This is a genomic window from Paraburkholderia nemoris (genome assembly GCF_905221015.1).
GTDB lineage: Bacteria > Pseudomonadota > Gammaproteobacteria > Burkholderiales > Burkholderiaceae > Paraburkholderia > Paraburkholderia nemoris.
This window is the reverse complement of sequence record NZ_CAJNBO010000002.1, coordinates 422,385-444,320: the sequence shown is the minus strand read 5'-3', so window position 1 is coordinate 444,320 and position 21,936 is coordinate 422,385. Positions and strand designations below refer to the sequence as shown.

Sequence of the window (21,936 nt, the reverse complement as noted above, 5' to 3'; positions counted from 1 at the left end):
ATGATCATCAGCCCACCGTTTTTGCCAGCACGACCGGGACATGAAATGGATTCGGCGGACGCCGGCAATACCGTCGTGCCGGACCACGACGTCTGCGCGGCCGGCATGCAGGAATGCGCGCCAGGTAATGGCGCCTTCCCTGTAAGTTTCAACCTCGGCTGGCATGGAGGATCTCATCTTGTCGCGCCGCGAAAGGCTAATGGCGAGACGGAGTCGGTGCGCGCCATCGCCGACGGCACGGTGGTCTACGTGCGGCAGACGTCGCCTGCGGGGAAGGCCGCGCTGCAATACCGCGGTGTACGCACCGACGACGGTTGCGTGGTGATCAAGCACAGCACTGAGATTGGCGAAGGTCGCAGCGCCGAGATCACGTACTTCTCCATCTACATACATCTGCAGACAGTTCGTCCCTCGATCGTCGTCGGCAAGAAGATTTATCGAAAGGACCTGCTTGGCGTTCCGGGGCAGATCTATGGACAACTCGGACAGATTCATTTTGAGATCGTGTGCAATGACGCGAATCTTGAAAAACTCTTCGGACGCGCCGCTGGGCCACTGAATGCCGTCCAAGGACGCGTCGACGCGATCTACGGCGATATCTGGTTCAGGGTACCCAAGGGAGCGAGGATTTTCGGGAATCAACCCCACCCCTACCGACGCGACGCTAGCGAACCTCCGCTTGGTCCTCACCCGTCAGTACAAACACAACCGCCTGTCGGGATAACCAGTTGTGATCTGTTCATCCGGATGCACTACGAGAAGATCTGCACTTTAACAACGTTCAGGCTGACCGAAGATGGACGCAGCATCCAGGTAGGCGAGCCGTTATCGTCGGCAACTAGCTTCGAGTACGACCTTTATGCCGAAGTCAACCGACTGAATCGCATGTATACCGATGGCAGCACAGCGCCAGCTAATCCTTCACCCAAAGCACCATCCCCCAGCCTCATCTACGAGATGCTGCGCTTTGGACGACCGGTTAGTGAAACGATACCGTCGGATGTGAAGTTTGCTCATTGGCGCAAGGTTGTTACCCCTGAGGGAACGGGCTGGATCAATTTGCACAAGCCGACGACCATTGGTGTGTATAGCGACGCGGATTTCCCTCACTGGGCAGGCTGGAGCCTCATTGACGATGACCACACGTCCGCGAGCCACTGTGATTCGCCAACGATCAGGAAATGGCTTGATCTGAACGGAGATGGACACGTTACGCACACGGAAGCAAAGGACGCACTACACAACAACGACGTCGCCAACCGAATGGCCCAAGCCATCTGCAAATTTCCGATCGAATGGACTAAGCAAGACATCGAGAAGCGCTGGGGATGGTTAGAAACGCAGAACGAAGCGCTGCCCGCGCCGCTGTCGAAGGACGACTTCACAGTGCTGAAGGCGCATATCGAAGCGCTGGCGTTCTGGGAGGACATTCACGATGCCGACTTGCCTCAAGCTGCCGAGTGCTGGCATTTTCCGCCGAAGGCATTCGTTGAGCATTTCAGGAAGTGTGGGTGGCTAAGCGCGGGGGAGATAGCTCGATGCTTCCCACGCAAGTTACTACATTTGCAGGGAACCCAATTTGTCCCCGCAACCACCTCTTGGGAAACAGCTTTTGCCCGATCAAGGGCCTGGACCATGGCGTTTAATATCGGGACGAGACGATACGGAATATCGGGGAATCGACTCCGATTGCTCCATCTCCTCTCTCACGTTATCCCCGAGACAGGGAATTTGCATTACGTGAAAGAAATTAGAGGTGAGTTAAAAAGTTACAGCCCGTACTACGGCCGAGGATTGATACAGCTAACTCATCTTGAAAATTACAAATCATACGGCCTATTTAGAGGTTTCCACGATATAAATCCGCCATCAGAATTTATAAATTTGGGCTGGAACCCAAACGAACTAATTGCACGAGATAACGACGGACATCACAATTTTTCAAATTGCGTGGACAGCGCCTGTTTCTATTTGGTGACTAGAAACCATATGCTTAAGCACATGGACGCTGGATCGACCCAAAGTGACGCGATTACAGTCAGTAAAGATGTCAATGGATACGTTTCGATCGAGAAGCTCAACGGCCTTGAGGTACGTCTTCAATCCGTTGTTTATTTAAAGTCCGTCCTCTTGGACGAATCAAGTGAAAGCGAACCAACCTCAATAACATTTGAATGGCGGCGAAATAGTCAACAGGAGCCAGTTCTTGACGCTCAGGGAAACGTCGTCATGATCGGTCATCCTCCTCATCCAAAAAAGAAATTTTATAGAACGCAACATACAATCCAAACGTACATAGAGAGCCAACAGCCATAATTAGGAAACGAAAATGAAGAATTTACTCTTTCTATTTTTCTTGCTAAATACTTTGCCTGCGTACAGCCAAGTGAATTTCGAAGACTATTGTTTCAGCTCGGGTGGCGAGAAACCCGTGCGATTCAAATTACGAATTTATGATGACATACATTCAAAATGGTCCGGCGCGTTCGTAAAATATGAAAAATCAAATAAATCGATATCTTTGGTACCTGAATATAGCCAAAATGATGAACTTGATAAAAATCATCCATTTCAGACGACTGAAAATTGGCTCGAAATTTCAGGAAATAAAATCTCCGGCGAATACGAGATGATTAGTCAAGGAGCCAACGTGTATTCCATGACGTACACCAACAATTCCACTCATAAGAAATTTTACTTTAATTTCGACCCGAATATCGCTCCGTCTGAGCGAGGCGAGTGCAACTGGTAGGCGATGGATTGTCAAGCCACCCGCATGCTCGATGGTCCCAAAGAAATACGCAAAGGATTGTCAAACCTAGAAAGCAATATCAGCGGTGATGCTTCGTCTCAGCCTGGTTGGCTCGGAGCCGTCCAGCTCGCTCTTAAAATGCGCAAATGACAGGACGAAATCCGATTTTTTGAACCAGAAAATCGAACAAGACACCGACGAGAGCATTAGGTGTTTTGTCAATGCGGCTATAACTGCAATCACTGATATTTACGACGATAATCCATGAACTTCCCAGCAAGAAAACTTTTACTTTCAGCGCTATTTTTAGCACTCCCCCTTTCCGCGACGGGACAAAGTATTTATAGACTCACAGGGATGACTCAAGCGTACCAACCTGGGCGAAATGATTTTCCTGATATATCATTGCCAGTAAATCCCGCCTATTCGGCCACACTTGCACTGGCCGGCGATTTCTTTTTGCTAAACTTGACCAGTGAAACGACTGATGGCGCGTGCGCCGTCAAAATAAAACATAAAAATTTATACTATTTTGATAAAAATCTTGTCAATATTTTTGGAACTCACGATAAATTAGATCACTTTCTCACGGCCAAATTCCATACCAACTCTAAAGATTGGTCCACCTCCTACATTCTCGGCAATTCGTTTTCCTCTGCCTGCTCAGCATTACGCTACTCAACAATATATGCTTCACATGACGAATTTATTCTTGTGCACGGCCCATATTTTTTCTTATTTTCCCGGCAAACACATCCGTTCAGAGATGAAAGCGAAAGCTTTGACTGCGGAAAAGCAGAATCCAACGTGGAGCATCTGATTTGCAGAAGCCCGGACCTCGTGAAACTGGACGCCGTTGTAAATCGAGGATTTGTGGGCATGCAAATGAAATATTCGAAGGAAATATCCTATCAGGATCCCGTAAGGATAAACCAGCTGAGCTGGATATCGAATGTGCGAAACAAGTGCGCGACTGTTGAATGCCTTTCTGCAGCGTACAAGACGAGAATTCAATACATAAAAGAGAAGATATCAGATGAATTTCCATCCTATCCGGCAGAAGAACCGGATCCGGAAAGCGAGTAGTTAGTTATCGGGAGTTCATTAACGAGTACTGTCTTTACGCTCGGCGTCTCGTTATATGTGGTCGCGCCTGTGCGTGACCACATGACCTTATCCCACGAAACTCACAATCAAAATCTTTTTAATGATCAGTCAAACGAGTGAAGGCAACACCCGAGACGTGCCGTCCCCATCGCTACGTGGACGAACACAGCACTCGGCATCGTCGGCGACCGAGTTCCACGTCCGTCTGTCAGCGGTCGAGCGAGCCACAAACCCACTCCTCGAAGCGGCTCGCCCCCTCCTTCGCGCACAAGCCGACATGCCCGAGTACCTCGAGGCGGACGCTATCCCTGAACTCCGCTCACTACTCGAACACGAAATCCGCATCTTCCAAAAACTCTGCGAACAAACCAACATCCGCCGCGACCACATGCTCGGCGCAAGCTACTGCCTCTGCACAGCGCTCGACGAAGCAGTCATGCAAACAACTTGGGGCAAAGCCGGCGACAGCGGTGTCGAATGGATCACAACCGGCCTCGCCTCAACTTTCCATGAGGACCGTAAGGGCGGCGACAAGATCTACCTGTTAATCGGCCGCCTCATGACCGAACCCAAAGAACACATCGATCTACTCGAAGTGATCTACCGCATTCTGAGCCTCGGGTTCCTCGGCCGCTATCGCTTCGAAACAGACGGCCATCGCAAGCACGACACCGTACGTCAGCGTCTGTACACCGAAATCACAGCGCAGCGCGGCCCTGTGCCGGCCGCGCTCTCGCCCCATTGGGAAGGCGATACGCGAGGCCGCAGTCGGCCGTTCTATGACTTTCCCGTCTGGATCACGGCAGTCCTGCTCTCGTTGATCCTGCTCGCGATGTTCGGTTACGCGAAGTACGACCTGATGACGCGCAGCGCGGCCGTGGAAAAACAGATCTCGGACATCGCCCGCATAACACCACCTCCCGCACCGCCAGCCCTCCATCTGAAAGAACTGCTTAAGGACGAAATCGCGGCCGGCAAAGTCAGCGTCGACGAAGACGATCACCACAGCGCGGTGACATTCCATGGCGACGACATGTTCATAGCCGGCAAGGCAACCGTCAACTCATCGATGCAGCCTCTCATCAACAAGATTGCCGCCGAAGTCGTCAAGGTGCCGGGCAAGGTCAGTGTCATCGGTCACACCGACAACACGCCGATTCGCAGCCGCACGTTCGACTCGAACCAGGCGCTATCGGAAGAACGCGCCACACAGGTCATGCAGTTGCTCCAGGACGCAGGCGTTCCTGCCAACCGGCTCGAAGTAATCGGCAAGGGCGATGCCGCACCGATCGCAGACAACAAAACATTCCAGGGACGCGCGCAGAACCGCCGTGTCGAGATCAACGTCGCAGAATGACCGCCCCAAACGGAATCGTGGGCTTTCGGGATTTGAGAATGAAGAAGTTATCGTTTCTGGTGTCGCGACAGTTTTTGGCTTTGATCGCGCTTATCGTCGTTGGTCTGGTGATCTGGTTTGTCGGGCCGCTTATCGGCTTCAGCGGCATCAAGCCGCTTGCCAGCATCGGTATGCGGATTCTGACAATTGCCATGCTGCTGGCCGGCTTGCTGTTGTGGCTGGCGGGCTGGTCAACGAGCGTTGTCTTTGTGACGCTGCTATGCCTGCTGATCTGGTACGCCGCGCCTTTGCTCACGCTGGGACACGCGCAGCCGTTCGAGCCCGAGTCGTCACGCGCGATTGCGATTGTAGTTGTGCTCGGCGTGTTCGCGATCTACTGGATCTTCCGTCTATGGAACCGGATGCGTACCGACGAGCAGTTCCTCTCACAGCTGCTTAAATTTGGCGCCAAGCGGGAAGAATCGCCAGCCGCCGGGCAACTGCGAGAAGTGACCCGGACCGTCAACAGCGCGCTTGAGCGATTGAAGTCCATGCGCACCGGCGCGCGCGGACTCGGCCGCCTGTTCCAGGGCAAGCGCTATCTCTATGAACTGCCCTGGTATGTCACGCTCGGTTCGAAAGGCACAGGCAAGACCACGGCAATGTTGAATGCCGGACTGGCCTTTCCCGTTGCAGAGCAGATGCAGCAGGCCGTCGGCAAACTGGAGCGAGACGGCGGTACCGAGCATGTCGACTGGTGGCTGACCAACGATGCGGTGCTGATTGACACGGCGGGACGCTACTCGCGGCACGATGCTATTCCCGTTGGTGGCGAGCAGGTAGCCGCGCCAGCACATGCAGCCGCCAGCGTAGATGACGGCAAGCATGATGCCAATGACGACGTAGCCGCCGAGACTGGCACGCAGCCGGCGAAGGGCACCGAGGCACCACCTCACATCGACGCGGCTGACCATGCTCGCAAAGTGAATTCGGCCGAATGGCTCGGCTTTCTCGGTCTGCTGCGCAAGCACCGCCCGCTCGCGCCGATCAACGGCGCGATACTGACGGTCGATCTCGCTGACCTGAGCGACCCGGACAAGCATGCGCGCCGCGCTGAAGCAGCGGCGTTGCGCGCGCGGCTCGCGGAACTGCGCACCGAATTGGGCATCCGCTTCCCCGTCTATCTCGTGATCACAAAGATGGACCGTCTGTGCGGTTTCAACGAGTACTTTGGCTCGCTGACAGCCGAAGGCCGTTCGCAAACATGGGGCTTCACGCTGCCATACGGCAAGGAAACCATCGCAAAGGAAGGACTGCGCGTACGCTGCATGTCCGAACTGGGATTGCTCGCAATGCGCCTTGCGGACGGCTTGAATATGCGTTTGCAGGACGAGTACGACATACAGAAACGCAGGAGACTGGCTGCGCTGAACGAGGAATTCGCAGCGCTTGTCCGGCCGCTGGGTGAACTGATCGATAACGTGTTTCTCGATTCGCGGTACGACGCAACCCAGCTTCATACGACACTGCGCGGCGTTTATTTCACCAGCGCAACCCAGGCGGACAGCACAATCGTTGCCGAACAACAAACGATCGTGCAGCGTCTCTGGAATGCGCTTGCGCGCGCGCCTGCGTCGCAGAAGCCAGCCGCATCCGGTCACCTAAGTTACTTTCTACAGGACCTGCTGACGAAGGTCGTATTCCGCGAAGCGCATCTGGTGCGGCCGAACCTGCGCTGGGAATTCCGTTTCCGGCTCCTGCGTCTGGTCGGTCACGCGCTTGCGCTACTGATGTTTGCATGGCTTGCCAGCGGAGTATGGGTAAGCTTAGGCAACAACCACGCCTATCTTGATGCCATCTCGCGCAAGGCGCAGACGCTATCGGCGAAGGTCACGCAGCTTTACAGGACCCCGAAGCCCGAAGCCGTGCCCGATACGCTCACGGATGCACGCTATCTCGCGACTTATCCGGGACTTGATCTGTCGGCACCGGACAATGCGTATCGCTACGGCCTTTTTACAGGCACGAACGTGGCGGCCGAAAGCCGTCATACCTATGGCGCACTGGAAGATAATCTGCTGCTGCCGCAGATCGTGCGCCGCATGGAAGCGGTGCTCTCGGAAGCAATTGCCGGCAAGGATGCCAACACGGCCTACCAGACCTTGCGCGCGTATCTGATGTTGCAGGACAAGGCAAAGTACAACGCCGATGAAGTCAAGGCATGGGTCCTGTCCGACTGGGCCCGAACGGACAGCGCATCGGTGTTCGGTGGACGTGCTTCAATGGTCGACCACGTCACTCAACTCTTCTCCGGAGAGCGCGTCGTACAGTCGCCATTCGTCAGGAACGACTCGTTGGTCCAGCAGGCCCGCGCGTTTCTCGACACGAACAATGCGACCCAGCGCCTCTACGAACGGGCGAAGGCCGCCATGCAGAAGGAGGTGCCCGAGGAGTTCACGTTGCTGCGCGCGGTCGGCCCACAGGCAGGCACAGTCTTTACGCGAGTCAATGGCGAACCGCTTGCACGCGGCGTTCCGGGCCTCTTTACTTATGATGGTTATCGAAACCTGTTCGACAAACGGTTGCCGGAATTCGTCCAGTTAGCGCGTGACGACGATGCATGGGTGATGGGTCGCAGCTTGCTCGGCGATACTCAAAAAAAAACGTCTGAAATTGTGAGCAGTTCCGGCGCGGCTGACGATCCGCTTACCGAAGAAATCCGCCGGCAATATTTGATGGAATACGCGCAACGCTGGGACACGTTCCTGTCGAATATCCGGACTGTGACAGGGACCAGTCTCGCGTTCAACCTGCAGGTATTGCGCAGCTTCGCGGCGCCGGACTCGCCTCTGTCAAGGCTCGCACGTGCGGCGGTAAGAGAAACGACGCTGACCCGCACGTCGACTGGCGACGACAAGCCGTTCCTGCAAAAGGCCACGGGGCAACTGGGACAGAAGGCCGATCAGACGCTGGGCATCAGGGCCGAGGAGCGTCTTGAGCGTGAATTGGTCGACGATCACTTTGCAGCATTGCGCGAGGTGGTGACAGGTAGCGGCGACGTGCAAACTTCTGCGCAGACAGGCGCTCAGCCCACAGCACAAAGCGGCCCGCCACAACTCGACGGCCTCACGAGCCAGTTGAACAACTACTACACGGTATTGACGGTCGCCGACAATGCGCTGACGAACAACAGCATGCCGCCCTCCAGCGACGCCGCGGTGAAACTCAAGTTGACGGCAGACACGCTGCCTGCGCCGTTTCGTGAAGTCATACGAGATCTGGCGATCCAGGGCTCGCGTGAAGTGAATCAGGGCATTGGTCAACTGCTGTCGCGTCAAATGGCGGCGACGATAGGCGATGCGTGCCGGGTGACGGTCGACGGCAATTATCCGTTTGCCTCCGAAAGCAAACAGGACGTGAACACCGACGATTTCACGCGCGTATTCGCGCAGGGCGGCGTAATCGACGACTTCTTTGTGAAGACGCTGGCGCCGTTCGTGGACACGTCGGCGAAACCATGGCGTTACAAAACGCTTTCTGGCGCAACCGAGCCCGTACAGGGGCCGAGTCTGGCGCCGTTCGAGCGCGCGAAGGCCATCCGGGATGTGTTTTTCACAGACCCAGGCCAGAAGAAACTAGCCTGGAAAGCCGATATCACCATCCCTGAACTCGACCCGACGATCACCGGACTCGTGCTCGACATCGACGGTCAGAGCGAGCAATACCAGCATGGCCCCGTCCGGCCGTTCTCCATAACGTGGCCCGGGCCACGCGGCGGTGCGCATGCGGAAATCACAGCGAACCCGCGCATTCGTCCGGATACCTCAACGATTTCGACCGACGGCCCTTGGGCGCTGTTGCGTCTGCTAAGCAAAGGGACGCTGATCAATACGGCGACCCGGGGCCGCACGCGCGTTGAATTCGATTTCGACGGGCGCAAGGCCGTGCTCGATATCGCGAGTGCGGGCAGTGTCGCCAATCCACTGACGGGCGATGTGTTGAGAGGGTTTCAATGCCCCAGTTCCATGGCGATGTTCAGTTTGCCGGATAGCGGGCCGCCGGTGGGATTGCCGCCAGGATTGCCGACCGCGCGGGCAGAGTTCAGCCGAGCGCTGCCGTAGCCCGCATAGTCAGATAACCCTCATGGTCTTTCGCCCAAAGATCGACGGTCCTACCGTCGGCAGACGGTTTGCCGCATACCGTGAAAGCCTGGCCAGCAAAGGTAGGCCGCAACGCCTTGAACGCGAAGCTTTGCACTACCGCGTCAGGTTGTTCACGGCGCACCAGATCGACCAGCAGCGTCGCGATCAGCGGCCCGTGCACGATCAGCCCGGGATAGCCTTCTACCTCGGTCACATACGGGTAGTCGTAATGAATGCGATGGCCGTTAAAGGTCAGCGCGGAGTAACGGAACAGCATCACAGCGTCCGCATCGATCGTACGGCTCCACGTTTCGCCCTCGGGTGCGAGTGCCGCTTGCGGTGGTCGGGCGCCCTCTTGCGGCGCATCGCGATAGACAATGTCGTGCTCTTCTTCGAGCCTCAGTTCGCCATCGACTTCAATCGCGTGCTGCACCGTCACGAACACGAGACGGCCCGAGCGGCCGGTCTTGTCTTCGATATTAGCGATGGTCGAGGTACGTTTCGCATGCTCGCCGACTTTGAGCGGCGCATGGAACGTCAGGCGGCCGCCGGCCCACATGCGGCGCGGCAAAGGTACCGGCGGCAGAAAGTCACCGCGCTTTGGATGACCGTCCGGACCGACATCCGACAGCGGCGCGATAGGCAGGAAGTACAGCCAGTGCCAGAGAGGTGGCACCGTATCGCCACTTTCTTTCCGGTCGAGGGTGGCGGCCATTGCCGTCAGCGGAAAGGCGGTGATGTCGTCTTCGGCCACCGCTTCCTTGTTGAGCCAGTCGTCGAGTTTCTCTGGTGAAGCAGACATGGGCAAAGTCTCCGAACACACTGATTAGGCGAAATAGGGTCTTACGATAAACCTTGTAGCAGGTTTCGCGAAGTTTGCATTTTCTAACCGGGCTTTCGCTTTTGCTTAAGACGCCCCGGACGCCCAAGCGGCAGATTGGAGCGGCGCGGCCATAACGATACGGGAATTGGAGAGCAAGAGTCGGGGTGCGTGGCCGTGAGCGTGTGCTTACACTCGGTCATCGTTCGATGAATCGCCTTACGGAGAATGCTCATGAATATGGTCGTGAAGGCTCTTCACTCGCAGTCGCACCTGCCGGAGTTGGAACTGGAGCTGGGGTTCGAGCCCAAACTGAAACACGCTGGCGCACGGGAGTCTGGCACTGTCTCCGGCTCGCTCACGCAGCGTGTGGACGCGATCGACTGGTTCGATGTCGAAGAAGAACTGAACGGATATGGCTGCGCGATGCTGCGCAATCTGCTCAGTGCAGAGGAATGCGACGCGCTGAGTGCAAACTATCCGCGCGACGATCTGTACCGAAGCCGCGTCGTGATGGCGCGGCATGGTTTCGGCCGTGGTGAGTACAAGTACTTTGCGTATCCGCTGGCACCGTTGGTCGCCGAGTTGCGCGCCGGGCTTTATCCGCGCCTCGCGCCGGTCGCGAATCGCTGGAACGAGGCGATGAATATCGCTGTCCGCTATCCGGCCGCCCACAGCGAATTTATCGAGCGCTGTCACGCGGCCGGCCAGCTGCGTCCGACGCCCCTGATTCTTCAATACGCAAAAGACGACTACAACTGCCTGCATCAGGATCTATACGGCGAGCACGTGTTCCCGCTTCAGGTCGCGATTCTGCTCTCGGAGCCAGGCCAGGATTTCACGGGCGGCGAGTTCGTCATGACGGAGCAGCGTCCGCGGATGCAGTCGCGCACGGAAGTCGTGCCGCTCGGCAAGGGCGACGCGGTGGTGTTTGCGGTCCATCACCGGCCGGTGCAGGGCACGCGCGGCGTGTATCGGGTGAATCTGCGGCACGGCGTGAGCCGCCTGCGCTCGGGCCGCCGGCACACGCTCGGGGTGATTTTCCACGACGCGACATGATTGCGCTCCAAAACTGCTGCGCCGCCGCAAAAATTCGACAATCGCATTTTTGACCCGGTATCATCCGGGAAAACCCGAACCCGCCTGATGCGCTGCGCCACCCTTTGCAGCGCGTCCCGCGTGCCTGTTCGCGGGTTATCGCCCGTCGTCGGACGGGGCTTCCAGCCGGTGATCCCGGCACGGCAGCCCCGTCCGACGATACGAAGGTGGCGGGCTCGCACGCCCGCCCTGTCGCAATCGGCCAAAAGCCGGTGGCGGCCATTTAGCCTGGATATCATCGATCATGATTGCTGCCGCGTTTTCACGCGTCGCCGACCGCCTGCTGGTTGCGGACCCGGGACTCGTGCGTCTCCATACTGCGCTGCGCGTTGCGCTTGCCTGCCTGCTAACCGGCATTGCCAGTATCGCGTGGACCGTCTTTCATCACCAACCGATTACCCTCGCCGCGCCCGGCATCCTCTTTGCAATGGTGGCGCCACTGTTCGTGCGCGATGCACGACGGCCTGCGTGGTTCGGCACCCTGCTTTGCCTCTATCTCTGCGCCTGCGTGTGCTTTGCCGCAGCGAGCGTACTGAGCCGTAATCCGCTCGCTGGGGATGCGGGCTTCCTGGTCGTGATGTTCGTCGGCATGCTGGTCCAGGCGTGTGGTCCGCGTGCGCTGGGTTGCGCGATGCTTGGCGTGGTGTGCTTCTACCTTGGGCTGTATCTGCATCCTTCTTCGCTGCATCTTGTGCAGTCGCTCCTGCTGTCCGCGTTCGGCCCGCTGATGGTCACGCTGGTCGGCCGCGTGATCGTGCCGATGCGGGCGGCTGCCAGCTTCCGGCTTGCCATTCACACGGTGACGTTGCGCGCCTCGCGTGTACTCGCCGCACCGGGCGCGGTGCATTTGTCGGCACTGAACGAAGCGGCGCTCTCGCTTGAAGAACAACTGGCGTTGCTGAATCCACCCGATGCCGAGACGATTCGTGAGCGAATCGTCGAAGTGGAAGTCGCGGCGGGGCAGCATGCGTTTGCTTCAGCGCCTGCACATGGCGACGCCCATGCAAGCGCCGACGTGCTGCGTCACGCGATTGTGCGGCTCAAGGAGATTGCCCATCAGGGCCATGTGCACCGCGGCGCTTCGCCTCTGTCGGCTGGCGCTACGAGTGCTCAATCCGCCGCGTCATGGCTTGCCGATTTGCGCACCAAACTCTGCTGGCTGCCAGCCACGCGCGCCACAACGGCTGCCTTTCTCGCGATGCTGATCGGCCACTCGCTGTCTCCCGAGCGCTGGTTCTGGGCGGTCATCACGACGTTCGTGGTGTTTCTCGGCACGCGGTCACGCGCTGACACGGTTTATCGCGGCGCACAGCGCCTCGCCGGAACACTGGCGGGCGCGCTAGTCAGCGTGTTGCTGGTCGCGCCGCTGCACGACTCGTCCGTGTTGCTCGTGGCTACGATGGTGCTTTGCGTGTTCGGCTGGGCTTACTACATCCTGAGTGCATACGCGCCGGGGGTGTTTTTCATTACCGTGCTCGTCGGGCTCGTATACGGCGAGTTGGGCTTCGCGATGGGACCGCTGGTTGAACTGCGGATCGAAGAAGTGCTGGTCGGTTGCCTCGTGTCGTTTGCGGTCGCGATTTTGATGATGCCGCTTGCGGCGACCCGCCACGTAGAGACAAGGCTTGGAGCTGTGCTTGGCTCATTGCGCGAAGTGGTAAGTCTAGCGGGCCCTGCTACTCAATCGCCCGAGACGGCGTCAGCGATGCGCAAGCTCGATCGTACCTGGCATGATCTGCGGATCGCGTTGAAACCACTGCAGACACAACGGGTGGTGGTGTGGAATCCCGGCGTTGAACTTGCAACCGGTTCGCTGCTGTGTTGCTTGCACTGGGCTCGGGTGCTGAGTGATCCTTCACGGCGAGTCACGTCGTCGGAAGATGTGTCGCTCAATGCGGCGGATGCCGGCGCTGCGCATGTGGAATCGATCGTTGCGCGGCTGGATTCGTTGATCGCGCGGTATAGCGGCGGCGTGGTGGGGTCTGCACGTGACGAGTTGGAAGAGCACGTGCCGATGACTGCTGCCGTTGACGTCGATCCAGCAAAGGCACCAGCGCTCGCGCAACTCGATGGCGCTGTCGCCCAGTTGTTTGATCGACTGACGCAGCCGGTTGCCAGAACGCGGAGCGTGTTCAATTGGGCGCTCAGGAGCAGGAGCGCGTAAGCGGCGATCGGATTTGGATTTTGTTTGCCCACGGCGTGAAGGGACGGCGGCTGTCGTGAACTTGTCCACAGAAAATGTTCGCAAGCCTGTGGATAACAACCCCACAACAGCGCCAACTGCTTGATCCACTTAACTTACTAAGCGCTGCGCGCCGAAAGGCGATTCCCCTCACCCCGCGGTGATCTCGAACCACGCGCCATGCGTGCGTTCACGGTCGAGCACCCGCGGCGGCGCTTTGCCATCAGCGCGCAAAGCGACACCCAACACCCCTTCCCCACGCGTGGCGAGTTGCCGGCGCAACGCTGCGCCTTCGGCGGTGACGCTCGCTGTATCGACATGCACGGGGCTCAGCAACACAACGGACGTATCACCAATCGATAACGTCGCCGACACCGCCCCCAGCCCCGGCAAAGCCGCCGTCCGCGTCTCCCCGTCACCGATACCGAGCAACGCCCGATACCGCTGCAAACTCGCCGTCAGATCATTCACAGCGACCGTCAAACTCGCCACGCCTCGCACGCCGTTCGCATGTTCACGCACCGCGCCTTCAGCCACACGCAGATGACGCGGCGTGATATCCCCGCACAGGAACGGCAAGTCACTGGTCTGCGGCCGGCCGGTCTGCCACTCGAGTCGCGCGCCATCCGGACGCACACGCCCACCCGCCTGCGGACCGTCATATAGCAGACCTCGCCCATGCGCGGCATCGATCACAGCACCCACGCTCGACGGCAACAGCGCGTAATCAACAAATCCATCACCGTGACGCTGCCCCACATCCCACCAACGACGCTGCGGCGCCGCTTGCAAGAAAGCGATCAGCTCGATGTAACTGCCATCGGCGAAACCAATCAGCGCGTTATGCGTCACGCCATCTGCGTGTGTACCGCCTTGCTGCACGGTGAAACCCAGCGCAGTGAAGTTTTCAATGGTCTGCGTCAGGTCGTGGACGCGAATCACAATGTGGTCGAGTAAAAGGCTCATGGCGAAAAAGTCGTGAATGTTATGAATGTTCGGAGACCAAGGCGGCCAGCGGGACGCCTACTTCTGCGCAACCGTCGCCTTACTATCAAGCAACGTCCACTTGTCGTTCTTCACCACCACGTTGATGTTTTTCACACCAATCACACGACGCGTCGCCGGATCAAAATTGGCCTTGCCGAACACGACGCTCGGAATGTCATGCAGCTTCGGCAGCGCATCACGCACGGCCTTGCGGTCGGGGCCGCCGGCGCGCAGCGCATAGGCGGCGATGATGACGGCGTCATACGCATACGCGTTGAACGCGTCCGGCTCACGGTGGTATTTCGCCTCGAAGCGTTTAACGAAGCTTTGCACTTCAGGCCCGGATTCACCGGGGAAGAAGCTGGTATTCGTCGCCACGCCGTTGACGGCCTCACCGCCGAGCTCGAGGAATTTCGGCGAATACACGGAACTGGCTGCGGCAATCGGCAGGTTGATGCCGCTCGTTCTCGCCTGGCGGGCGATCTGCGCGCCGTCGGAGTAGTACGAGATCAGCACGATGCCATCCGGGTTCGCGGCGCCTACGCGCACCAGCGTCGCGCGAAAATCTTTCTCGGCCGACTGATAGCCTTCGGCCGCAACGACTTGCGCGCCACGTTCATTGGCGGCTTTGACGAAGACGTCCTTGCTGGTGCGTCCCCAGTCGGTGTTCAGATAGAGCACGGCGATGCGCTTGAGGCCGAGCGTTTTCACGGCGAGGTCGGCAAGCAGCGGCTGCGCGTCGGCCTGGCTGACCGATGGGCTCCAGATGTAGTCGCCGCCTTTGGTGAAGTCAGGATGCGAGTTGGTGAAGCCGAGTTGCACGAGGCCGGCATGCTGATAAATCGGCGACGCCGCCATCGAAGCCGGACTCGAGAAGTCGCCGAGTTCGATCAGGATGCGCGGGTCGTTGACGAATTTCTGCGCGATCGTGATGGACTGGCGTGGGTCGCTCTGGCTGTCCTCGAAGACGTAGTTCAGCGGACGGCCGTTGATGCCGTTGTGGCTGTTGATCTCATCCAATGCAAGATCGAAACCGGCTTTCCATTGCGCGCCGTACTGAGCGTTCTGGCCGGTCAGCGGGCCGCTGACGCCTATCAGGATCGGATCGCCCGAAGGTGGCGCGGCGATGGCCGTTGTCGTCGTTAGTGCCGATGCGGCCAGCAGCAGAAGTGCCGCGAAGTGAGTGGCCCATGATGGGCGCAAGCTTGATGTGTTCGACATGGCTCCAGGCTCGGTTTGCTTGAGATTGGAGTGAGTGTCGGATTTGCCCCGGCTTCGGGCAACCAAGCGATTCGCATAACGTTATGCGGCTATGGAACTTGTCCACAGAAAATGTTCATAGGGTTGTTGATAACAGCGGGGCATCGTACCTAAGTGCTTGACGCAGATCGGTTTGTTGCTTGCGGCGCGGGGGGACGCAGCGATGATCGCCTACACGGTTGGCGCGGAGCCGCGCATTGCAGAGGGGTGGCTTATCCACAGAAAACGTTCACAAGCCTGTGGATAACATTCCGGCAAACGCGCCAAGTACTTGATGTATTTGGCTTCTCTCGCGCTGCACGTCGGCGTGACCGCGGCTCGCGCGGTCACGCCGTTCACATCAAAGGTAAGCGGACTTCGCGGCGCTGCGGCTCGCGGGCGCCAGCAATTTGCTTCGCTCAACGAGGGCGCCGAACAGCAGCCCAGCGGTCGTCCACATAATCACCTGCATGCCGATGGCCGCGACGCGGAATTTCCACAACAGCACTGCCGGGAAAGCCGCCGGCACTTCGTTGATCGTCGGCATCGACAGTTGCACGGCAGCAATGATCGCAACGAACACCACGCCCGCCACGATCGAGCCATTCCACGCGCCCAGCTTCAGCGCCGCGCGGCGTCGAACCTTCAGCGAAAACACCATTGCCGCCAACGAGATCGCAATCATCAGGAAGAACAAGCCGGTCCGCATCCCGATCGTCTCGGGGTCGCCCACCGAGGGTGGATTCGCCGGGTACTTGATGTTCGGGACAATCACCAGCGTGATAAACGCGCCAAGTGCGAGCCATGCGGACAACGCGCGCGCACTCAGCGTGCCGACGCGGCCATATGCATACGCGAACACCAGCGAGAACAGCCCGCCGAACGCGGCGCCGTACGTCACCACGCCCGTCAACAGTCCGAGGCCGGCCTGGGTGCCGCGGCTCACCAGTTCGGGTTCGGGCGCTTCGCCTTTGGCGGCGTCGGCCTTTTCCTCGAAGGAAATCGCCTGATCGACCTGCGGCTCGCCCACTAATCTCGCGAAGCCGAACGTGAGCAATCCCGCGGCGATGCCTGCAAGCATCCCGCGTACCAACAATTTACCGACCATGTTCGACTCCGTTAGTGGCAGGGAAAGCCGAGCAGATGGCGGCCGTCGTGCACGAATTCGTGCACATACATGCCGGGCACCAGCGACGTGGCGCCCTGTTCCGCACCAACGAAATACAGCGCGAGCAACAGCAGCAAGCCGCCGAACACGACCCAAGGCAGCAGTTCACGCAGCGGAATCGGCGTAGGTTGGGCGACAGGCTGTGTCGTGGAATCGAAAACAGCGTTGGACATAATGGACATCTCCTGGGGGTAACGCGCCCCGATAGTCGATTGAAGAGGGATGGTGCGAAGCTCAGGTCTGGCTTTCGGCTCATGAATGCCGATTACAGTGGCGCGACCGCGCCGGGCTCTCACCGGCTTCCGTGCTTCGCAGTGACGCTATTCTACGCGCTAAACTTTGCCTCCCGGCAATGCAAAGCATGCACGCGGCGTCCCGCTTTAGGCCGGTCTTTATGGAAATCAACTGAATGGACATACGGCTGTTACTGATCAGCCACGCATCGACCGCAGCGATGCGCGCGGGCCGCTTCCCCGCCGACGACCCACTCGACGCACGCGGCCTCGCCGAAGCAGCCGCCGCACGAACGCGTCTGTCGATTCCGGATGACGCGGCGGTTTTCGTCAGCCCTGCCGTTTGTGCGCGCGAGACGGCGTCGGCCTTGGGGCTCGGTGCCGCGGCATCGGCCCCGGGCGCATCAGCCGACGAGGGGCTGGCAGATATGGACTACGGCCTGTGGCATGGCCGTCGCCTTGCCGATCTCGCGGTCGAAGCACCGGACGACCTCGCCGCGTGGACACATGATCCTGACGCAGCCGCACACGGCGGCGAGTCGTTCAGTCAACTCGTGAAGCGGGTGGGACAGTGGCTCGACACGCTAAACGGTGCGTTGAGCGAGGGCGTCATACCGGGCAACACGCAAAACGTGGTCGCCGTCACGCACGCTTCCGTGATCCGGGCCGCGATCGTTCATGCGCTCGGCGCGTCACCGGCCGTGTTTCCGCGCATCGAAATCGCGCCGCTCTCGATGGTCGAGTTGCGACGCTCGCGACGCGGCTGGACATGGTGGCCGGCGTCGCGATAACGGCCGCACGCGGACAGCCCGAAACGCATGTGCCCACTCACTTGCCCGATACAACCAGCCGCAACTTGCTCGAATCAGCCCGCGTCAACGTGATATCAGTCCGTTTGGCACGCGTGCCTAGATAAAAATGCTGACGACCCGGTGAATTCTGATCATGCGTCGCGTCGGGCAGGCACGATGCGATGTCCGCCGCGACACCCTGCAGTGCATCCGTGCTCGAACCGGCATCGTGATGCGGCGTCCACGTGCATTGATAACTCCCACGGCTCGCCGAACATTGGGCGTCATCGCCGTAGGGTTGCGCAACGCCCTTGCCGTCTTCCGGTGTGAGCGAAGCCAGACCGTCCGGCGCCGCTGCGACGATCCGTTTGAGCGACGCACATGGGCTAGGCGCATCGTCGGCATTGGCGCTGCACGGCAGCAAGGCGCCAAGCGATACAGCGGCGATCGCGGCCGCGAGGATTCGGGTCTTGTTCATGTCGGCACAGTCCTTTGAAAGCTGGCCTTATCGCAGTAGCACGGTTCATGCCTTGCCGAACAAGGCCGCCAGCCCCTGCGCCGATGCAAAAATCCCGTTCGCGTCGTGCCCGACGCCGTCGATCACAAACGTACGATGCTTCGCCGCCGCTTCCGGACACCTCAACGCCATATAGCGCGAGTAAGCCAGTCCGCGTCCCAGCCGATGCTCGCCTTGCGTCTGCGCCGCGCATGAACGGTCGAGTGCCGGATGCTGCGGATCGCAATCCGCACCGCCGAGCAGCACGGTGACGTCACGACGCGCATAGCGCGATTCGAGCGCATCAGCCGAGCCAGCCTCCCCGCCACTCGAAGCATAGGCCGGCAAATCTTCGAGCCCATACTTCCAGCGATTGAACGACGGACATGCCGTCGCATCGAACGCCACGAATTCACCTGATGCTGTCGGCCGCATCGCATCGAAGTACACATACGACGATGGATTCGCGACCACATAGCGCACTGCAATTCCGCGCGCGACGAGCGGCGCCTCACCCCGCGTCACCACGGCGTAGCGCTGCACCACCTGGCCACCGCCCGAATGCCCGGCGATCACCACCTCGGTCAGCGACGCAAACTGCTCGCGCGACGCCAGCGTCTGCAGAATGGCGTCGAGCACATCGAACGAACTGAGCGGCGCCGGACCTTTGGCGTTGTCGCCGCCCATCCAGCCAGTCCATTCCCAATGCAACGTGGATGGCGGTAACGCATGCGCGCCAACGTCAGCACTCGCGAGGAACTGCGGCACGATCAGCAGCGTATCGGCTGCATCGCCACCAGCCAGTGCGCAGGCACGCTCCGCAAGATTGAAGTACGTATCCGCATTGCGCAGGCGTCCGTGAATCAGAATCACGGCACGCTTGACGTCATGCGTCGGCGCAAGCCAGTCGCCGTTCGCGAACACCGGCACCGTGCCGCTGCCCGCAGGCGTCGCGACACTCAGATGCCGGCTGGCGACGACGGCAACCGGACGTTCATTCGGCGCGCGTTCGTCATCTGTAATCAAAGGCTGGGTCATGCAATAAGCTCGTGGGTCATCTAATCAGTCTGGCTAGGGGCGCTGGCTAGTGGCGGTTAACGCGTGACGAACTTCGCCGTTGCACCGCCCGGCTCACGTCCCGAGCGCGTGAAATACACCATCGCGAGCGACACGAAACCGGCAAAAATCAGGTAGAACGCCGGCGTCAGACTGCTGCCGGTCAGATGCGTCAGGGCGGTGATGGTGAGCGGCGCCATGCCGCCGAACAGCGTCACCGCAATGTTGTACGAGAGCGCCACGCCCGCCGAACGGTTGCGCACCGGAAACAGCGTCGCGAGCATGCCGGGGTGCGAACCGGACATGGCGGCGAGGACCACCGTCGCGACCATCTGCGCGATGAACAGATGCCCCGGCGTCGGATTCGTCACGACGAAGTGATACAGCGGATACACGCACACCATCCACGTGATCACGATCGGATAGAACAGCCGGTACGCGCCATAACGATCGGCGAGCTTGCCGGACAGCGGAAACAGGAACAGATTCAGCACGCCCGACACGAACGCGCCGAGCAGCGCAGTGGACAGCGGCAGATGCAATTGACGCTCGACATACACCGACAGATACGAGTGCCACACATAATTGGTCGCCGCGCCGATGATGATCACGCCCATCGCGCAAATCGCCGCGTCGCCGTTCTCGCGGAAGAACTGGCGCACCGTAACGCGCGGCGGCTTGTCCTTTTGATCGAGCAAGCGCTCGAACTCAGGCGATTCCGCCACGCGATGCCGGATGTAGAAACCGAACGGCCCCGCCAACGCGCCGAACAGAAACGGCAGGCGCCAGCCCCATGCCACCAGTTGCTCATGCGTGAACTGCGTGGTCAGCAGATAACCGACGCCTGACGAAAGCAGCAACGCGAACGCCTGCGCCGACATATTGAAGCTGCCGTAGAACATCTTCTTGTGCGGCGGCGCGTACTCGACCAGCATCGCCGATGCCGTCGCGAACTGCCCGCCCACCGAGAGCCCTTGCAACAGCCGCGCAAGCACCACAAGCAACGGCGCCGCAATGCCGATGCTGGCATAACCCGGCGTGAGGCCCATCAACAGCGTGCTCGCCGCCATCGAAATGATCAGCAGCGAAAGCGCCTTGCGCCGCCCGGCCCGGTCCGCGTAGATGCCGAACAGAATGCCGCCGATCGGCCGCACGATAAAGCCCACGGCGAACGTGGCGAGCGTCAGCATGATCGACACGAAACCGCTGCCGCCGGGAAAGAACACTAGCGCGATGATCTTCGCGAAGTAGCCGTAGATCAGAAAATCGAACCACTCGAGCCCGTTGCCGAGCACCGAGGCAAAGATCGCGCGCCGCACCATCGACGGGCTCAGTCCGTTCGATGTCTCCGTAGCGGACGCCGCACCGTCACGCTGATTCAAGCTCGCCCCGCTCATTGCTCGCATCCTTTGGTGTCGAACATCGCCGACAACGCGCAGACCGACGTCAGCATAAGTGCGCCGTTGTGGCCCACACCCGGCACGATATGAAAACTCTGCTTCAGCCCCTCCGGATGACGCGACTGGATGTACCGGTAATACGCCTCTGCACGCGCCACACGCTGTGGACCTTGCGCTTCGGCGGCACAGCTTTTATCGAGCGCGCTTTGCTGCGGATCGTCGTCCGCGCCGCCGACCAGGTAGTCAATACGGCGCGACGCATAAGTCGCTTCGAGTTGTGCGGGCGAGCGATCGTCGAGGTACGGCGGCCGATTGTCCATGCCGTATTTCCATTGATTGAAGTCGGCGCATTGCGCGGCGTCGAACGGCGCCGCTACACCTTGCGCATTCGGCCGTTGTGCATCGAAATACGCATACGTCGACGGGCTCGCCACCACGTAGCGCACGTCGATGCCTTCATTCGTCAGCACGTCGATGTTATGCGCCGCCACCGCGTAGCGCTGCACGACCTGGCCACCACCTGAGTGCCCCGCGAACACGACGTGCCGCAGATTCGGAAACAGCTTGCGATCCGCAAGGCGCGTGACGATCGCGTCGAGCACTGCATACGAACTGATGGGCTGCGGCGCACGCGCCGCTTCGCCACCCATCCACGCGTCGCCGGTCCAGCGCAGCAGGTCGGCCGGTTCGTTATGCACACGCGTGTCGAGCGTGGCGAGGAACTGCGGCGCGATCAGAAGTGTGCTATCGGGATCCGCATGAGCAGAATCGCGTGCATTCTGCGCGGTGCGGAAATACACGTCCGCGTTGCGCAGTTTGCCGTGAATCACGATCACCGCACGCGTCACCTGCGGTTGCGCGACGCTCCAATCCTTCGACAGGTACAACGGAAATTCAGCTTGCCCTTGCGGCGTCTCGATCACAAACCGCGTATCCGAGATCGTCGCCACCGGCTTCAGATGCGACTCGTAGGCATGCACCGCGAATGCCGGTTGCGCGAGCACTGCCAGCATGGCGGCGCCCGCTGCCGCGCACCCCATCGCCAGACGTCGTGAAAGATTGAATGTCATGCAGCTTGCTCCTGATCACCGTGCACTGTCTTGAACGCGGCGCATCGTCAAATCCGTCG

The 21,936-nt window shown here is 59.5% G+C and carries 17 protein-coding genes and 1 riboswitch; of the genes, 8 read left to right on the top strand and 9 right to left on the bottom strand.

The features are described 5' to 3' along the window. From KHO33_RS04595 to tssM, 5 genes are all read left to right on the top strand, one after another. On the top strand, nucleotides 1-2,316 hold the full coding sequence (locus KHO33_RS04595) for a M23 family metallopeptidase (RefSeq protein WP_200561579.1): 2,316 nt from the start codon (nucleotides 1-3) through the stop codon (nucleotides 2,314-2,316). 13 nt (nucleotides 2,317-2,329) lie between these two features. Further along, a complete protein-coding gene (locus KHO33_RS04590; RefSeq protein WP_200561577.1) occupies nucleotides 2,330-2,752 on the top strand; it encodes a hypothetical protein in 423 nt (140 codons plus the stop codon). Between the two features lie 264 nt (nucleotides 2,753-3,016). Next, entirely contained in the window at nucleotides 3,017-3,838 is an 822-nt protein-coding gene (locus KHO33_RS04585) for a lysozyme inhibitor LprI family protein (RefSeq protein WP_200561575.1), read from the top strand. A gap of 121 nt (nucleotides 3,839-3,959) precedes the next feature. Then, nucleotides 3,960-5,216, top strand: a complete 1,257-nt coding sequence (tssL, locus tag KHO33_RS04580) for a type VI secretion system protein TssL, long form (protein ID WP_200561573.1) — start codon at nucleotides 3,960-3,962, stop codon at nucleotides 5,214-5,216. A 38-nt stretch (nucleotides 5,217-5,254) separates the two neighbouring features. Beyond that, nucleotides 5,255-9,316, top strand: coding sequence for a type VI secretion system membrane subunit TssM (gene tssM / locus KHO33_RS04575; RefSeq protein WP_200561571.1), 4,062 nt, complete (start codon nucleotides 5,255-5,257; stop codon nucleotides 9,314-9,316). Here the strand turns inward: tssM and KHO33_RS04570 are convergent. Continuing rightward, nucleotides 9,297-10,139 (bottom strand): FAS1-like dehydratase domain-containing protein, encoded by an 843-nt coding sequence (locus KHO33_RS04570; RefSeq protein WP_200561569.1) that lies wholly within the window; start codon nucleotides 10,137-10,139, stop codon nucleotides 9,297-9,299. The genes tssM and KHO33_RS04570 overlap by 20 nt on opposite strands. Before the next feature lie 252 nt (nucleotides 10,140-10,391). Here KHO33_RS04570 and KHO33_RS04565 point away from each other — a divergent pair, with 252 nt between their 5' ends. Both KHO33_RS04565 and KHO33_RS04560 read left to right on the top strand, forming a co-directional pair. After that, complete coding sequence (locus tag KHO33_RS04565; RefSeq protein ID WP_200561567.1) at nucleotides 10,392-11,216, top strand: 2OG-Fe(II) oxygenase; 825 nt, start codon at nucleotides 10,392-10,394, stop codon at nucleotides 11,214-11,216. Nucleotides 11,217-11,499: 283 nt separating this feature from the next. Further along, nucleotides 11,500-13,419, top strand: coding sequence for an FUSC family protein (locus tag KHO33_RS04560; RefSeq protein WP_200561565.1), 1,920 nt, complete (start codon nucleotides 11,500-11,502; stop codon nucleotides 13,417-13,419). 168 nt (nucleotides 13,420-13,587) lie between these two features. Here KHO33_RS04560 and KHO33_RS04555 read toward each other — a convergent pair whose 3' ends face one another. The 4 genes from KHO33_RS04555 to KHO33_RS04540 all read right to left on the bottom strand — a co-directional run bounded on the left by KHO33_RS04555 (nucleotide 13,588) and on the right by KHO33_RS04540 (nucleotide 17,004). After that, nucleotides 13,588-14,403: a VOC family protein gene (locus tag KHO33_RS04555; RefSeq protein WP_200561563.1), complete on the bottom strand. Its 816-nt coding sequence runs from the start codon at nucleotides 14,401-14,403 to the stop codon at nucleotides 13,588-13,590. A 57-nt stretch (nucleotides 14,404-14,460) separates the two neighbouring features. Beyond that, a complete protein-coding gene (locus tag KHO33_RS04550) occupies nucleotides 14,461-15,645 on the bottom strand; it encodes an ABC transporter substrate-binding protein (protein ID WP_200561561.1) in 1,185 nt (394 codons plus the stop codon). Between the two features lie 379 nt (nucleotides 15,646-16,024). After that, nucleotides 16,025-16,771 (bottom strand): CbtA family protein, encoded by a 747-nt coding sequence (locus KHO33_RS04545; protein WP_200561559.1) that lies wholly within the window; start codon nucleotides 16,769-16,771, stop codon nucleotides 16,025-16,027. 11 nt (nucleotides 16,772-16,782) lie between these two features. Continuing rightward, nucleotides 16,783-17,004 (bottom strand): CbtB domain-containing protein, encoded by a 222-nt coding sequence (locus tag KHO33_RS04540; RefSeq protein WP_054040208.1) that lies wholly within the window; start codon nucleotides 17,002-17,004, stop codon nucleotides 16,783-16,785. Between the two features lie 53 nt (nucleotides 17,005-17,057). After that, nucleotides 17,058-17,145, bottom strand: a riboswitch (adenosylcobalamin (AdoCbl) riboswitch). 95 nt (nucleotides 17,146-17,240) lie between these two features. Here KHO33_RS04540 and KHO33_RS04535 point away from each other — a divergent pair. After that, a complete protein-coding gene (locus tag KHO33_RS04535) occupies nucleotides 17,241-17,855 on the top strand; it encodes a histidine phosphatase family protein (protein ID WP_200561557.1) in 615 nt (204 codons plus the stop codon). A 37-nt stretch (nucleotides 17,856-17,892) separates the two neighbouring features. On the opposite strand, the gene KHO33_RS04530 is transcribed toward KHO33_RS04535, so the two are convergent. The 4 genes from KHO33_RS04530 to KHO33_RS04515 are packed head-to-tail and all read right to left on the bottom strand — an operon-like array spanning nucleotide 17,893 to nucleotide 21,877. Beyond that, nucleotides 17,893-18,333, bottom strand: coding sequence for a hypothetical protein (locus tag KHO33_RS04530; RefSeq protein WP_200561555.1), 441 nt, complete (start codon nucleotides 18,331-18,333; stop codon nucleotides 17,893-17,895). Nucleotides 18,334-18,378: 45 nt separating this feature from the next. After that, the gene (locus tag KHO33_RS04525) at nucleotides 18,379-19,389 is read right to left on the bottom strand and encodes an alpha/beta hydrolase (RefSeq protein WP_200561553.1); all 1,011 of its coding nucleotides are present in this window, start codon (nucleotides 19,387-19,389) and stop codon (nucleotides 18,379-18,381) included. 56 nt (nucleotides 19,390-19,445) lie between these two features. Then, the gene (locus KHO33_RS04520) at nucleotides 19,446-20,804 is read right to left on the bottom strand and encodes an MFS transporter (RefSeq protein ID WP_200561551.1); all 1,359 of its coding nucleotides are present in this window, start codon (nucleotides 20,802-20,804) and stop codon (nucleotides 19,446-19,448) included. After that, a complete protein-coding gene (locus tag KHO33_RS04515) occupies nucleotides 20,801-21,877 on the bottom strand; it encodes an alpha/beta hydrolase (RefSeq protein WP_200561549.1) in 1,077 nt (358 codons plus the stop codon). Before KHO33_RS04515 ends, KHO33_RS04520 begins: the two co-directional genes overlap by 4 nt. Between the last annotated feature and the right edge of the window lie 59 nt (nucleotides 21,878-21,936).

Coding starts and splice junctions, on each gene's coding strand:
- KHO33_RS04595 (WP_200561579.1), top strand. CDS start 1: ATGATCATCAGCCCACCGTTTTTGCCAGCACGACCGGGACATGAAATG.
- KHO33_RS04590 (WP_200561577.1), top strand. CDS start 2,330: ATGAAGAATTTACTCTTTCTATTTTTCTTGCTAAATACTTTGCCTGCG.
- KHO33_RS04585 (WP_200561575.1), top strand. CDS start 3,017: ATGAACTTCCCAGCAAGAAAACTTTTACTTTCAGCGCTATTTTTAGCA.
- tssL (WP_200561573.1), top strand. CDS start 3,960: ATGATCAGTCAAACGAGTGAAGGCAACACCCGAGACGTGCCGTCCCCA.
- tssM (WP_200561571.1), top strand. CDS start 5,255: ATGAAGAAGTTATCGTTTCTGGTGTCGCGACAGTTTTTGGCTTTGATC.
- KHO33_RS04570 (WP_200561569.1), bottom strand. CDS start 10,139: ATGTCTGCTTCACCAGAGAAACTCGACGACTGGCTCAACAAGGAAGCG.
- KHO33_RS04565 (WP_200561567.1), top strand. CDS start 10,392: ATGAATATGGTCGTGAAGGCTCTTCACTCGCAGTCGCACCTGCCGGAG.
- KHO33_RS04560 (WP_200561565.1), top strand. CDS start 11,500: ATGATTGCTGCCGCGTTTTCACGCGTCGCCGACCGCCTGCTGGTTGCG.
- KHO33_RS04555 (WP_200561563.1), bottom strand. CDS start 14,403: ATGAGCCTTTTACTCGACCACATTGTGATTCGCGTCCACGACCTGACG.
- KHO33_RS04550 (WP_200561561.1), bottom strand. CDS start 15,645: ATGTCGAACACATCAAGCTTGCGCCCATCATGGGCCACTCACTTCGCG.
- KHO33_RS04545 (WP_200561559.1), bottom strand. CDS start 16,771: ATGGTCGGTAAATTGTTGGTACGCGGGATGCTTGCAGGCATCGCCGCG.
- KHO33_RS04540 (WP_054040208.1), bottom strand. CDS start 17,004: ATGTCCAACGCTGTTTTCGATTCCACGACACAGCCTGTCGCCCAACCT.
- KHO33_RS04535 (WP_200561557.1), top strand. CDS start 17,241: ATGGACATACGGCTGTTACTGATCAGCCACGCATCGACCGCAGCGATG.
- KHO33_RS04530 (WP_200561555.1), bottom strand. CDS start 18,333: ATGAACAAGACCCGAATCCTCGCGGCCGCGATCGCCGCTGTATCGCTT.
- KHO33_RS04525 (WP_200561553.1), bottom strand. CDS start 19,389: ATGACCCAGCCTTTGATTACAGATGACGAACGCGCGCCGAATGAACGT.
- KHO33_RS04520 (WP_200561551.1), bottom strand. CDS start 20,804: ATGAGCGGGGCGAGCTTGAATCAGCGTGACGGTGCGGCGTCCGCTACG.
- KHO33_RS04515 (WP_200561549.1), bottom strand. CDS start 21,877: ATGACATTCAATCTTTCACGACGTCTGGCGATGGGGTGCGCGGCAGCG.